Genomic DNA, 14,392 nt, shown 5'->3' with positions numbered 1-14,392 from the left:
CCGGCCCGGTGTCCTCTGGCCGGTTTCATCTGGCTCTCAATACCTCGGGGAGGCCCGGATGAAATCCGGGACGGGGGCAGCGCCCCCAAACCCCGACCGCCCCGCAGGAGACCGCATGTTCCAGTCCTTCACCCAATCCGCCCGCCCCGATCAGGGCCCGCCCCGTCTGGCCAATTTGCGCCGCGCCATGGCCGAGGCCGGGCTTGCGGGCTGGCTCGTGCCCCGCGCTGACGCGCATCAGGGCGAATATGTCGCCGCCTGCGATGATCGTCTGGCATGGCTCACCGGCTTTACCGGCTCTGCCGGGTTCTGCGCGGTGCTGCCGGATGTGGCGGGCGTGTTTACCGATGGGCGCTACCGCGTGCAGGTTCGCGCACAGGTCGCCATCCCGCATTTCACCCCCGTTGATTGGCCCGACACCCGCCTTGGCCCATGGCTGCGCGAACATCTGCCAGAGGGCGGCACCGTGGGCTTTGATCCCTGGCTCTACACCCCCGAACAGATCGACGCCCTGACCGAGGCGCTCGCGGGCACCGCCATCCACCTCAAGCCCCACACCAATCTGCTCGACAGCATCTGGCCTGACCGCCCCGCCCCGCCGCAGGGGGCCATCACCCCATGGCCCGACACCCTCGCCGGAACCAGCCACGCCGAAAAACGCGCCGCTTTGGCGGAAACCCTGCGCGCCGCAGGCCAGACAGCGGCGGTCCTCACCCTCACCGACTCACTGGCATGGCTTTTCAACATCCGGGGCCGTGATATTCCCCGCAACCCGGTCGCACAGGGCTTTGCCATCCTGCGCGATGACGGGCGCGCCACCCTCTTCACCGACCCCGCCAAGCTCGATGCCGCCGCCCGCGCGCATCTTGGGTCCGAGATCACCCTCAGCCCCTCCGAGGCCTTCGAGACAGCCCTTGCCGCCCTCCCCGGCCCGGTGCGCCTTGACCGCGCCCATGTGCCGCTGCGCGTGGTGCAAGTGCTTGACGCGGCAGGCGTGCCCCATGTTTGGGGGGCCGATCCCTGCATCCTGCCCAAGGCGCGCAAGACCCCCGCCGAGATTGCCGCCACCCGCAGCGCGCATCTGCGCGACGGGGCGGCAATGTGCGAGTTTCTGGCGTGGTTCGACGCGCAATCCCCCGGCACGCTCACCGAAATCGACGTGGTGCGCCAGCTTGAGCAGGCCCGCGCCGCCACCGGGCAACTCCTCGACATCAGCTTTGACACCATCGCTGGCTCCGGCCCCAACGGCGCGCTGCCGCATTACCGCGTGACCGAGGCCAGCAACCGCCGCCTGCTTGATGGCGACCTGCTCGTGCTCGACAGTGGCGGGCAATATCTCGACGGAACCACCGACATCACCCGGACCCTGCCCATCGGCACCCCCGGTGCCGCCGAGCGCGCGGCCTTTACCCGCGTGTTGCAGGGCATGATCGCCATCTCGCGGCTGCGCTTCCCACGCGGCCTCGCAGGCCGAGACCTTGACGCCATCGCGCGCACCCCCCTCTGGCTGGCCGATCAGGATTACGCCCATGGCACCGGCCACGGGGTTGGCGTGTATCTTTGCGTCCACGAAGGCCCACAACGCCTCTCGCGCCTCTCCGAGGTGCCGCTTGAGCCAGGCATGATTCTCTCCAATGAGCCCGGCTATTACCGCGAGGGCGCTTTTGGCATCCGAATCGAGAATCTCATCGTCGTGACGGCGCTCAACCCGCTGCCCGACGGCGACGGCGCAACGCAGCTTGGGTTCGAAACCCTGACCTATACACCCCTCGATACCCGCCTCATCGACCGCGATATGCTCTCCATAGCGGAACGCGACTGGCTGAATACCTATCACAGGGCCTGCCGCGACAAGATTGGCCCTCTGCTTTCGCCCCAAGCGCGGCTATGGTTGGAGAAAGTAACGCAGACAAGCTGACATATTCCTGTTAGGTTCCTGCGTCACACCAAAAAATCAAGATCAAAGAACAAGGGGATGGACAATGGCACGTATCACGATTCGCAAGGCCGAAGGCACCTGGACGGTCCGCGCTGGTGGCGCCGTTCTGGGCGAGAGCCGCAATGCACTGGAACTGACCGAAGGGGACTATCCTTTCGTGATTTATTTCCCGCGTGCGGATATCGCCATGGCCTTTCTCGATGAAACCGAACAATTCAGCCATTGCCCCTACAAAGGCGACGCGCGCTATTACTCGATCATCACCAAAAGCCAAACCCTCGAGAATGCCGCCTGGAGCTATGAATCGCCCAAACCCGAGGTGGCAGAGATCAAGGATCACATCGCCTTCTACGCAACCGACTCTGTGACCGTCGAACGGGTCTGACCGGCTTTAGCTGTGCTCTTCCTCTGACACCGCCGCCAAGGCGCGGTTATAGGCCTTGAGCGCATCCACATGAAACAGCGCGCCCGACAATTCGGGCGGCTGATCTCCCCCCGACAGCGTGACCACCGGTACAAAGGGCACATTTGCCCGCTCGAAAAGCGGCATCGCCTGTTCCAGCGTGGCGGTCACGTCCAGATACACGCCCTGCTCGATCAATGACCAGCATTGCGCCTCATCCGCTGCGCGCGCGTCATCGGGCGCACGCATCACCTTGGACACCCGGAACATCCCCAGCAGATAATCCTGCGGTCCCGCCGCAAGCCGGATGCCCCGCCGCATCAACTGTGCCAGAAAGAACGACCGCCGCACCAGCCGTGATCCCAGCGCCGTCGAGGTCGAGACCGCCACCATCACCGCCAGCCCCGTCTGCCAATCCCCCGTTAATTCGAACACGATCAGCGTGGTCGATATGGGCGCGCCCAGCACCGCCGCCGCCACCGCGCCCATGCCCGCCAATGCATAGAGCGTGTGCGCGCCCGAAACCTCGGGCAACAGTGCGGTCGCCACATGGCCAAAGGCCAGCCCCGTCAGCGCGCCCACCATCAGCGAAGGTGAAAACACGCCTCCGCCCATGCGCCCGCCAATGGTGATCGCCACCGCCACCACCTTGAGCACGGCAAACACCGCCGCCTCATGCCACAAAAGCTTGCCCGTGAGCGCCGCCGAGGTGGTCTCATATCCCACGCCGATGATATGCGGAAACCAGATCGCCATAAGGCCCAGCAGCGCCCCCGCCCCAACAGGCCGCAGCCAGCGCGGCAGGCCCATCCGCGCCTGCACATGCCCCGCCACATCCTCAGCCAAAAAAATCGCCCGCATCAGCGCCGCCGCCACCACCCCGCAAATCAGCCCAAGGATCAGAAAGGCCGGCAATTCGGCATAGAATTCCAGCACGCTCGCCTGCGGCAGACTGAATTCGGTCACACCGCCAAATTCCAGCCGATTGATCACCGTGCCCGCTACGCTGGCAATGGCAATAGGGGCAAAGGCATGCACCGCGAAATGCCTCAGCACCACCTCCAGCGCAAAAAGCGCCCCGGCAATGGGCGCATTGAACGAGGCAGACACCGCCGCCGCCACGGCACAGCCCAAAAGATCGCGCCCCGTCACACCATCAGCATTGATGCGGTCGCTCACCCAGCTAGAGATGACGCCCGCCAGATGCACCACCGGCCCTTCGCGCCCCGAAGACCCGCCCGTGCCCAGCGTAATGAGTGACGCCGCAGCCGAGGCCAGACCTTCGCGCCGCTCGACCCGCCCCTCATAAAGAGCGGCCCCCTCGATCACATCCGCCACCGAACGCACCCGCCCATCCGGCGTGAACCGGTGCAGGATCAACCCCACAACCAGCCCGCCCGCGATGGGCAACATCAGGATCCAATACCACGGCAAATGCTCTGCAAAACTATGCAGACGCGCCACATCCTCAGTGCCATAAACCAGCTGCTGCAAGGCGGTGATGCCCTTGCGAAACAGCAGCGCCGCGAACCCCGCGGCAATCCCGATGCCCAGAGCGATCAGCCAGAATTGAAACTGGCTCGGCCCCCGCTTGCGCAGCACCCGCCAGCCTTCGCGCAGGGAGTCACCCATGCTCCGGCGCAACTGGCCCCAAAAGGATGGCTCTTCGGCCTGCATCGTTCCCCTTCACGCCTCGCGCGCGCTTTTCCGTCAGCGCGGCATGCATTAGGCTACGCCCATCGCCTCTCTCAGAAAGCACATCCATGGACATTGCCCGCGCCATCGCAGACCTCCAATCCTCTCTAGGCCAACGGATCACCCTGTCCAAGTCCGATCTCGCCCTGCATGGCCAAAGCGAATCGCATTTTCCACCCAGCCCCCCGATGCCGTGGCCTATCCCGAGACGACGGCAGAGGTGGCCGAGATCGTCACCCTTTGCGCCCGCCACCGCGTGCCGGTGGTGGCTTGGGGCACCGGCACCTCTCTGGAAGGGCAGGCGCAGGCCTTTCGCGGCGGCATCGTGGTGGATTTCAGCCGGATGAACGCCGTGCTCGACGTGGCCACGGCAGATATGACCGCGCGGGTGCAGCCGGGCCTGACACGCCAAGCGCTCAATGACGCGCTGCGCGCGACCGGCCTCTTCTTTCCCGTTGATCCCGGTGCCAATGCCTCTTTGGGCGGCATGGCCTCGACCCGCGCCAGCGGCACCACCGCCGTGCGCTACGGCACCATGCGCGACAATGTTCTGGCGCTCGAGGTCGTGACCGCCAAGGGCGAGGTGATCCGCACCGGCACCGGCGCGCGCAAATCCTCCTCAGGCTATGACCTCACCGGGCTATTCGTCGGGGCCGAGGGCACGCTCGGTCTCATCACCGAACTCACCCTGCGCCTCTCAGGCCAGCCCGAGGCGATATCGGCCGCGGTCTGCGCCTTTGACAGCGTGGCCGATGCGGTCGCCACCGTGATCGACACCATCCAATGCGGCATCCCCATCGCGCGGATCGAACTGATGGACACCGAAAGCGTGCGCGCGGTCAACGCCCATGCCAAGATGACCCTGCCCGAAAAACCCCACCTCCTGCTCGAATTCCACGGCACGCCCGCCAGCACCGCCGAACAGGCCGAAAGCTTTGGCGCCTTGGCGCGCGAGCACAAGGGCTCGGATTTCGACTGGGCCACCCAGACCGAGGCCCGCACCACCCTCTGGGCCATGCGCCACAATGCCTATTACGCGATCCTTGGACAGCGCCCCGGCGCGCGCGCCATCGTCACCGACATCTGCGTGCCGATCTCGAAACTGGCCAAAGCGATCGAGGAGACCCGCGCCGATCTCGACCAGGCGGGTGTGATGGGCCCCATTCTGGGCCATGTCGGCGACGGCAATTTCCACGCGGTCCTGCTCATCGACCCCGACAACCCCGACGAACTCACCGCCGCCAAAGCCGCCTCCGACCGCATGGTCACGCGCGCCCTGGCCCTTGGCGGCACCGCCACCGGCGAACACGGCATCGGCGTGGGAAAACTAGACTATATGCAGCGCGAACACGGAGGCGGCTGGGCGCTGATGGGCGCGCTCAAACACGCCCTCGACCCGCTCAACATCCTCAACCCCGGCAAACTGGTCCCACCGAGGAATTGAGGGAGGGGGGGCGGTTCGCCCGAGATACCCGGCCTTATGTATCGAACGCACCAGCCCCGAAAGGAGATGAACGACGGTCACGGCGCTAGTCATCGATCTTATTATAATACCAGTGACCTTTTGTATCCTCGGGGAAGCCAACGCTCATACCTCTGCTGCTGATTGACGGAAGAAATACGAAGCAAAACCCAGTCCTTCCACGTCTTCTTCCAGACGCATCCGAGAACTCCACGAAGCCGTGAAAATACGCGTTCTTGGGCTCCAAAGGAATAGATGTCTGATCATTGAAAGTAGTGATGGGTGGCGACGAGCTTTGTGCCCCGACCGGGATGGACGTAAGAAAGTCCCGTTTAGAATTATCCACTGGATTCTTTCTGTCGTCCGGATCGCCGATAGTTATCGCAGTTGGGCTGCCTTTTTCGCAGAAACTCCACTTTCTACAAATTCTTGTAGCGATTGCCGACGACCTACCACCATTGACGATCTTGCAGAACAATGGACCCTCTTTGAATTCATCGCCACACATGAAGCCAGCCTTGCCATCTATGATCCGAAAATTTGCCCCGTCTATGACCTCCAGAGAAAGAAAGGGCTGACTTTCCAATTCATAAAGTTCAGCGGCAGCATCAGCGGCCTTTTTGGTGTATCGGAGGGTAAAACCGAGAAGAAACAGGCCAAAACCGGAAACTAGTGCCGAAAAAATTGATACCCACAGCATACCTTCCGCCCATTGGGCCATTTTGGTTTGCGCTTCAAGGTCAGCTTTCTCTCGTTGCTCGCGTTCCCTATCGCTGCGCTCACGGGCGTCGCGGGCGTCACTGTCTTCGATAATCCGAATAGGAATTCCAGAAGGCTTCTGATCGAGAAGCTCTTGCAGGTGAATTGCCCTATCCTCAGTAGGGCTTGTTTGCTCTTGGGCTTGTAATGATTGCGAAAACGCTAATCCAATTACAACCGCGATGATCCAACAGCTCTTAAGCATCACAACACGAACGCCGCGCCAAACTTCCCTCGGGCAAGCCTGTCCGCAACGTCACCCCCTTCTGTCACTGATTCCAACACCCCCAGCTTTTCAACAAGCTGCGCGCAAGTCACGTGCTTTCATTTCAACCGTGCCATGTGCAGGCAACTGGCTATGACGTGCCATTCTTCAGCCGCAGGGTGCCCCCACTTTCATCTGGCCAAAAAATACCTCGGGGGGGACGCCCGGCACGGGCGGCGGGGGCAGCGCCCCCAAACCTCAGCCCTCCATCAGCGCCTCGGCGGCGGCGCGGGCTTCGGGCGTGATCCGCTCGCCCGACAGCATCCGCGCGATCTCGTCCACGCGGTCGCCCCCGCGCATCGCCCGCACGGTCGAGAGCGTCTCCTCCCCCTCGACCCGCTTTTCCACCCGCCAGTGATGCGCGCCGCGCGCGGCCACCTGCGGCGAGTGCGTGACCACCAGCACCTGACCACCCGCCGCCAATTGCGCCAGCCTGCGGCCCACGGCATCCGCCGTGGCCCCGCCCACGCCCCGGTCGATCTCGTCAAAGATCATCGTGACACCACTATCCGTGCCCGTCAGGCAGACCTTGAGCGCCAGAAGAAACCGGCTCAGCTCCCCGCCCGAGGCGATCTTGGCCAGCGGACCAGAGGGCGCACCGGGGTTGGTGGCCACCCGAAACACCACCTCGTCCTGCCCCGATGCTCCCGGCTCCGCCCGGCCAATCTCGGTGGTGAACACCGCCCGCTCCATCTTGAGCGGGGCCAGTTCCGCCATCACTGCCCGATCAAGCCGCGCGGCGGCCTCGGCCCGCGCCACACTCAGCGCTTCGGCCTCTGCGCCATAGGCGCGCTCGGCCTCGGCCACCGCCGCGACCAGCGCGCGCATATCCGCATCACCCCGGTCGAGCGCTGCCAATTGCCCACGCAGCCCCTCGGCAAAGCCTGCCAGATCATCCGCCAGAACCCCATGTTTGCGCGCCAGCCCCCGGATCGCAAACAGCCGCTCTTCCACCGCTTCCAACTCCACCGGGTTGAAATCCAGCGCCTCAAGGCAGCGCAGCACGCCGCGCCCGGCCTCGTCCAGCTCCACCAGTGCCCGGCCGATGGCGGCAATCGCCTCGTCCAGCTGCCCCTCGGCCCGCTCTGCCGCCCCCTCAAGCCAGCGCAGCGCGTCGCCCGCCGCCCCTTCGGCCCCGTTAAGGCCCAGCGCCTCGGCGGCCTTGGCAATGTCTTCGCGAATGCGCTCCGCGCCCTGCATCATGCGACGGCGCGCGTCCAACTCCACCTCTTCGCCCGGCTGTGGGTCAAGCGCATCCAGTTCCGCCACCGCATGGCGCAGGAATTCTTCCTCGGCCCGCAACGCCGCCTGCGCCGCCTCCGCCGCCGCGCGCGCCTTGCGCCGCGCGCCCAGATCGCGCCACGCCACCCGCAAGCCCTCGCGCCGCGCGCCCAGATCTCCATAAGCATCCAGCAAATCGCGATGCGCCTTGGGGTCGAGCAGGCCGCGATCATCCTGTTGACCGTGCAACTCTACCAACACATCCGATAGCTGTCGCAACACCTCGCCCGAGACCCGCCGATCATTGACCCAGGCCGTCTTGCGCCCATCCGCGCTGTTGACCCGACGCAGGATCAGCAAGTCCTCTTCGGGCAATCCCGCCTCGCGCAGCACCGCGCGCGCCGGATGATCGGGGCGCAGTTCGAACTCGGCTACCACCTCGCCCTGATCCGCCCCCCGGCGCACCAATTCCGCCCGCCCGCGCCAGCCCAGCACAAAGCCCAGACTGTCCAAAAGGATTGATTTGCCCGCCCCCGTCTCGCCGGTCAGCACGTTAAGACCCGGCTGAAACACAAGGTCCAGCCGGTCAATGATCAGCATGTCGCGAATCTCAAGCGCGCGCAGCATCAGGCCATCCCGTCAGGCAGGGGCATCCCCGCCCCCTCTAGATCCAGCGACCCTGAACGGTCTGCCGATAGATCTGCTGCAACCAGCCATCTCCGGCCGCCTCCAGCGTATAGCCCCGCCCGGTCAAGAGCTTGTAGCTGTCCTCATACCAATCGGTGCCTTGGAAATTGTGGCCCAGAATGGCCCCCGCCGTGCGCGCCTCGTTCACCAGCCCCAGCGACAGATAGGATTCCACCAGCCGGTGCAGCGCCTCGGCGGTATGCGTCGTGGTCTGGAAATCCTCGACCACAACCCGGAACCGGTTGGCAGCAGCGGCGAAATTATCGCGCTTGAGATAATAGCGCCCGATCTCCATTTCCTTCGAGGCCAGATGGTCAAAGGCCAGATCGAATTTCAGGATCGCGGAATTGGCATATTCGCTGTCGGGGTAGCGCTCGATCACTTCGCGCAGCGATTGCAACGCCTGAAAGGTCAGCCCCTGATCGCGTCCGACCTCGTCGATCTGATCATAATAGCTCAGCGCCAGAAGATACTGCGCATAGGCCGCGTCCTCATCGGTCGGGTAAAAGTCGATAAAGCGTTGGGCCGCGGCGCGGCTTTCCTCATAGGCCTTGTCCTGATGATGGGCAAAGGCCTGCATGATCACCGCCCGCTTCGCAAGATCCGAATAGGGATAAAGCCGCTCGACCTCGGCAAAGCTTTTGGCTGCCAAATCGGGATCGCGCTGCGCCAGATCGTACTCACCCCGCTCGAAAATTTGCTGCGCGGTGTAATTCTCATAATTGACGTTGCCGCGCTCGACGCTTTCTCTCTCACCACAGCCCGCTATGACCATGGCCACAGCAAGGGCACCCAATAGCCTGGCTCGGGACGTGCCGATTTTCATGCGCGATCTCACTCTCAGTTGCGATGCGCGGGTCGTAACGCCCGCGTCGCCCCGGTCCTAGCACATTAATTTGCGGTGCAAAACGCCTTTGGCATGTTTTGACCGCCCATCGCACACCGCACGCGCGGGTTCAAAGGGCGGCCAAGGCCTCCTAGCCCAGCGCCACCGCGCGCAGGTCTTCATCGACATGCGGCAGATATTGCGCGAAATTATCCGCAAACATGCGCACCAGCTTGGCCGCTTGCGCGTCATAGGCCGCCGGATCATGCCATGTGCGGCGCGGATCAAGCAACACATCCGCCACGCCGGGAACGGCCACAGGCACGTCAAAGCCGAAATTCGCATCCTTGCGGAACTCGACCCCGTTGAGCGACCCATCAAGGGCTGCGGTCAAAAGCGCACGGGTCGCCTTGATCGGCATCCGCGATCCGGTGCCATAGGCCCCGCCCGTCCAACCCGAATTGACCAGCCAGCACGACGCGCCTTGGCTCTCGATCTTGGCGCGCAGCAGATTGCCGTACACCTCTGGGCGACGCGGCATGAAGGGCGCGCCGAAACAGGTGGAAAACACCGGCTGCGGCTCGGTCAGGCCCCGCTCGGTCCCGGCCATCTTGGCGGTGAACCCGGACAGGAAGTGATACATCGCCTGCGCCGGCGTCAGACGCGCAATCGGGGGCAGCACGCCGAACGCATCACAGGTCAGCATCACCACATTACGCGGATGCCCCGCCAGCCCGGTGGCCGACGCATTGGGGATATAGTTCAGCGGATAGGCGCAGCGCATATTCTCTGTAAGGCTCGAATCCTCATAGTCCAGTTCGCGCGTCTCTGCGTCATAGACCATGTTCTCGATCACCGTGCCGAACATCGAGCAGGTGGCATAGATTTCCGGCTCGGCTTCCGCACTCAGATGGATCGTCTTGGCATAGCAGCCACCCTCGAAATTGAACGTGCCTGTGTCCGACCAGCCATGCTCGTCATCGCCCAGCAGGGTCCGGTTGGGATCAGCCGACAGCGTGGTCTTGCCGGTGCCCGACAGACCAAAGAACACCGCCGCATCCTCGGGATCATCCTTGGCATGGTTGGCCGAGCAATGCATCGGCATCACGCCCTTTTCGGGCAGAAGGTAATTCATCAGGCCAAAGATGGATTTCTTGTTTTCCCCGGCATATTCGGTATTGCCGATGAGGATCAGCTTGGCGTCGATATTGACCGCGATCACCGTCTCCGACCGGCAGCCGTGCCGCGCGGCGTCCGCCTTGAAACCGGGGCAGTTGATGACCGTGTAATCGGCTACGAAATGATCCAGCGCCTCACGCTCGGGACGGCGCAGCATGTGGCGGATGAACAGGTTGTGCCATGCCAGCTCATTGACCAGCCGCACATTGATGCTGTGCTCAGAGTCCGCACCCGCCACCAGATCCTGCACAAACACTTCGCGCCCCGCCAGATAGGCCAGCATGTCCTTGTGCAACTGATCAAAATGCTCTGGCGACATCGCCAGATTGTTATCCCACCAGATCGTGTTTTCCGTGGTCGGTGTGCGCACCGTGAACTTATCCTTGGGCGACCGGCCGGTGAATTCACCCGTGCTGACCAAGAGCGTGCCGCCCTGCCCCAATTCCCCTTCACCGCGCTGCACCGAAGCCGCAACCAAGGCGGGCTCCATCAGGTTGTAATGAACCTTGCCCAGCCCCAAAATTCCCTGATCTTCCAACCGAAAGCGCGGATTGACCCGTCCTGCCGTCATGTCTTTCTCCCTTTTGGGCGTGGGCGCCCTACCCTGTCCGACACCGCTGCGGCGGCGCATTCCTGTCAGCTAGTCCAGCCTCATACGGATTCGCAACCCGCAAACAAGCCCGTTTTTCCAAGTTAGCGCAATCACTTGGCAGGAATCCGCAATGCTGCAGGTGCAAACGCCCCGCACAGAGCATCAATTCGGATTATTCGAACATATACAGCAAAACAATTCGTTTTCAAAAATTCACCTTTCATGTCAGCCTGTACCTGCCCTTCAAAACCACCCGCCAGACCCAAGGACATCCCATGCAACACCCCAGCCCCGCCCCCGTGGACAGAGCCAGCTTTGTCAGCGCCATGCGTCAGGTCGCAGCCTCGGTGACAGTTGTCACAACCGATGGGCCGATGGGCCGGTTCGGGGCCACGGTCAGCGCCTTTGCCTCGGTTTCCGCCGATCCACCCTCGGTCCTTGTCTGCCTGCACGGGCAAAGCCGCATCGCACAGGCAGTGGCCGCCAATGGCCGCTTTTGCGTCAATATCCTGCCCGAAGGCAGCACCGACATCGCCGACCGCTTCGCCGGGCGGCACGACGGCTGGATCACCGACCGCTTTTCCGGCATCGACTGCTACGGCACGCCGGGCACCGCCCCCCTGATCGAAGGGGCCACAGGCTTTGCCTGCGACATGGCGCAGAGCGTGCCATCGGGCAGCCATCTCATCGTGATAGGCCATGTCACCAGCGTGTTTGACGCAGGCACCGCGCCACTGGCATGGCGCGACGGTGGCTATCACCGGGTCGTGCCCAAGGATGCCGCCCGCTGTGCCGCAGAATAAGAGGCAAAGAATGACCACTGAGTACCAAATGCTGATCGACGGCGCATGGGTCGATGCCTCGGACGGTGGACGGTTCGAGAGCTTCAACCCCGCCACCGGTGAAATCTGGGCCACCGCCCCCGAGGCGACCGAGGCCGACGTGATCCGCGCCGTCGAGGCCGCGCATCGCGCCTGCTATGACGGCCCATGGTCGCGCATGACCCCCACCCAACGCGGCCAATGCCTGCGTCGCTTGGGCGATCTTCTGGCCGACCACAGCGAATCCTTGGGCGAGATTGAGACCCGCGATTCCGGCAAGATGTTCAAGGAAACCCGCTGGCAGGCCAAATATATCGCCGAATTCCTGCAGTTCTACGCCGGGGCCGCCGATAAGATCACCGGCGAAACCCTCCCCATCGACAAGCCGGATATGTTCGTCTTCACCCACCGCGAACCCTTGGGCGTGGTGGCCGCCATCGTGCCATGGAACAGCCAGCTCTTCCTCACGGCAGTCAAACTCGGCCCGGCCTTGGCCGCAGGCAATACCCTCGTGCTCAAAACCTCGGAACACGCCCCCGCCGTGATTCTCGAATTCGGGCGGCTCATTGCGCAGGCAGGCATCCCCGATGGCGTCGTAAATATCGTCACCGGCCACGGCGATCCCTGCGGTCGCGTGCTCACCTCGCATCCGCTTGTGGCAAGGATCAGCTTTACCGGCGGCCCGAACGCGGCGCGCCATGTGCTCACGAACTCCACCCAGAATTTCGCACAAGTCAGCCTTGAATTGGGCGGCAAATCCCCCTTTGTCGTCTTTGACGATGCCGATATCGAAAGTGCCGTGAACGGCGCTGTCGCGGGCATTTTTGGCGCTTCGGGTCAAAGCTGCGTCGCAGGCTCGCGTCTGATTGTGCACGCCGATATCGCCGACGATTTCCTCACCCGCCTTAGCGCCATCGCCAGCCACATCCGCATCGGCGATCCGATGGACGAGGCCACGCAAATGGGCCCCCTCTGCACCCGCGCGCAACTGGATCATATCGAACGCGAGGTGGCCCATGCCCAGACCCAAGGCGCACGCCTGATCTGCGGCGGCAAACGGTCTGCGGCGGGCGAGATGTTCTTTGAACCCACGATCCTCGATTGCCCCTCCCCCGACCTGCGCATCGTCGATACCGAGCTTTTTGGCCCAGTCCTCTCGGTCCTGCGCTTCAAAACCGAGGCCGAGGCGCTGACCCTCGCCAACGGCTCCGAGCATGGCCTTGCCGCAGGCATCTTTACCCGCGACAACGCCCGCGCCCTGCGGATGTCGCGCGCCGTGCGCGCCGGTATCGTCTGGGTCAACACCTACCGCGCCATCAGCCCCATAGCCGAATTCGGCGGCACGAAATCCAGCGGCTATGGCCGCGAAAGCGGCTTTCAGGCGCTTTACGATTACACACGGCCCAAAACCGTCTGGATGAATATGTCCGACGATCCCATGGCCAACCCCTTTCAAATGCGCTGATCACAGGAGACCGGCATGAAATTCCACCTCGCAATCAATCTCGAACGGCTCGATCCCAGCGCCGACATGAAGGCCCTGCGCGACCACACCCTCGAAATGGTCCAAATGGCCGAGGCAGGCGGCTTTGAAATCGCTTGGGCCGCCGAACATCACGCGCTGGAAATGACCATCGCGCCGAACCCGTTTCAGATCCTGACATGGTGGGGCGAACATACCAGCCGCATCCGCTTGGGCGTGGGCGTGGTCAACGCCGCCTATTGGCACCCCATCCGGCTGGCTGGCGAGGCCGCGATGCTGGATCTTCTCAGCGACGGGCGGCTCGAATTCGGCATCGGCTCGGGTGCCTATCAGCGCGAATTCGACCGCATGATGCCGGGGCTCGCGCAGCCCGACAGCTGGCGCTACATGCAGGAATCGCTGCCCGTGGTTCAAAACCTCTGGGCGGGCGATTACGCCCATGACGGCGAATACTGGCAATTCCCCACCGCCACCTCCTGCCCCAAGCCGGTGCAATCCGAGGTGCCGATCTGGGTCGCCGCCCGCGCCCCCATCACCTTTGACTATGCCGTGGAACATGGCTGCGACATCATGAGCTGGCCGCTCACCATGCCCTTTTCCGAGGCCGAGAATTACCGCGCCCGGCTCGACGCCGCGATTGCCAAAAACGGCGGGCGCTATGACGGACGCTGGGCGCTCATGCGCCACACGGCGGTCTATGAAACCGAAGACGACCGGCAGGCCGCCCTCGCGGCCCTGCGCCGCGTGTTGGGCCAATTCGGCAACCTGATGATGAAACGCGGCGAAGTGGTCAATGGCTTCCCCGATCCCGTCCCCCTCGCGGAACTCGAGGGCAACGCCCGCACCGATCCCGCCATGCTCGAGGAAAATCTGGCCTTCGGCAGCCCCGAGACCGTGGCCGACAAAGTGCGCCAATACGAGGCTTTGGGCGTCGATGCCTTCATCTACTACGCGTCCATGGGCCTTGATATGGATCGCCAAAAACGCTCGCTGCAACTCTTCATCGACAAGGTGATGCCGCAGTTCGCAGAGCAAAGCATCGCCGCAGCAGAGTGATCCG

10 protein-coding genes and 1 pseudogene are annotated in these 14,392 nt (G+C 63.5%); 6 read left to right on the top strand and 5 right to left on the bottom strand.

The genetic code is table 11. The features are described from left to right. The first annotated feature begins 115 nt into the window (after positions 1–115). Positions 116–1,918, top strand: coding sequence for an aminopeptidase P family protein (locus ACLGGT_RS13585; RefSeq protein ID WP_437196504.1), 1,803 nt, complete (start codon positions 116–118; stop codon positions 1,916–1,918). 64 nt (positions 1,919–1,982) lie between these two features. Next, a complete protein-coding gene (locus ACLGGT_RS13580; RefSeq protein WP_008280170.1) occupies positions 1,983–2,324 on the top strand; it encodes a DUF427 domain-containing protein in 342 nt (113 codons plus the stop codon). A gap of 6 nt (positions 2,325–2,330) precedes the next feature. Here ACLGGT_RS13580 and ACLGGT_RS13575 read toward each other — a convergent pair whose 3' ends face one another. Beyond that, entirely contained in the window at positions 2,331–3,974 is a 1,644-nt protein-coding gene (locus ACLGGT_RS13575; RefSeq protein ID WP_437196501.1) for a chloride channel protein, read from the bottom strand. Between the two features lie 131 nt (positions 3,975–4,105). Here ACLGGT_RS13575 and ACLGGT_RS13570 point away from each other — a divergent pair. After that, positions 4,106–5,481, top strand: a pseudogene (locus tag ACLGGT_RS13570) (FAD-binding oxidoreductase). Positions 5,482–5,566: 85 nt separating this feature from the next. Here ACLGGT_RS13570 and ACLGGT_RS13565 read toward each other — a convergent pair. The 4 genes from ACLGGT_RS13565 to ACLGGT_RS13550 form a co-directional block, all read right to left on the bottom strand. After that, on the bottom strand, positions 5,567–6,463 hold the full coding sequence (locus ACLGGT_RS13565; RefSeq protein WP_437196499.1) for a hypothetical protein: 897 nt from the start codon (positions 6,461–6,463) through the stop codon (positions 5,567–5,569). Between the two features lie 258 nt (positions 6,464–6,721). Continuing rightward, a complete protein-coding gene (gene recN / locus ACLGGT_RS13560) occupies positions 6,722–8,371 on the bottom strand; it encodes a DNA repair protein RecN (RefSeq protein WP_437196497.1) in 1,650 nt (549 codons plus the stop codon). A gap of 37 nt (positions 8,372–8,408) precedes the next feature. Then, positions 8,409–9,257, bottom strand: a complete 849-nt coding sequence (locus ACLGGT_RS13555; RefSeq protein WP_037297199.1) for an outer membrane protein assembly factor BamD — start codon at positions 9,255–9,257, stop codon at positions 8,409–8,411. A gap of 151 nt (positions 9,258–9,408) precedes the next feature. Next, positions 9,409–11,007 carry a phosphoenolpyruvate carboxykinase gene (locus ACLGGT_RS13550; RefSeq protein WP_037297196.1) on the bottom strand — a complete coding sequence of 533 codons (1,599 nt, stop codon included), beginning with the start codon at positions 11,005–11,007 and terminating at the stop codon, positions 9,409–9,411. Between the two features lie 296 nt (positions 11,008–11,303). Here ACLGGT_RS13550 and ACLGGT_RS13545 point away from each other — a divergent pair, with 296 nt between their 5' ends. Genes ACLGGT_RS13545 through ACLGGT_RS13535 form a run of 3 tightly spaced genes read left to right on the top strand, consistent with a single transcriptional unit; the run spans position 11,304 to position 14,388 of the window. Further along, on the top strand, positions 11,304–11,831 hold the full coding sequence (locus tag ACLGGT_RS13545; RefSeq protein ID WP_237183473.1) for a flavin reductase family protein: 528 nt from the start codon (positions 11,304–11,306) through the stop codon (positions 11,829–11,831). A gap of 10 nt (positions 11,832–11,841) precedes the next feature. Further along, positions 11,842–13,314: an aldehyde dehydrogenase gene (locus ACLGGT_RS13540; RefSeq protein ID WP_437196494.1), complete on the top strand. Its 1,473-nt coding sequence runs from the start codon at positions 11,842–11,844 to the stop codon at positions 13,312–13,314. A 15-nt stretch (positions 13,315–13,329) separates the two neighbouring features. Continuing rightward, complete coding sequence (locus tag ACLGGT_RS13535) at positions 13,330–14,388, top strand: LLM class flavin-dependent oxidoreductase (protein ID WP_437196492.1); 1,059 nt, start codon at positions 13,330–13,332, stop codon at positions 14,386–14,388. Positions 14,389–14,392 lie beyond the last annotated feature (4 nt).

The sequence above is a fragment of the Roseovarius sp. MS2 genome (assembly GCF_051447875.1).
Lineage (GTDB): Bacteria > Pseudomonadota > Alphaproteobacteria > Rhodobacterales > Rhodobacteraceae > Roseovarius > Roseovarius mucosus_A.
Note: the sequence above shows the minus strand (reverse complement) of the source record. Positions and strands in the feature narration are given on the sequence as shown.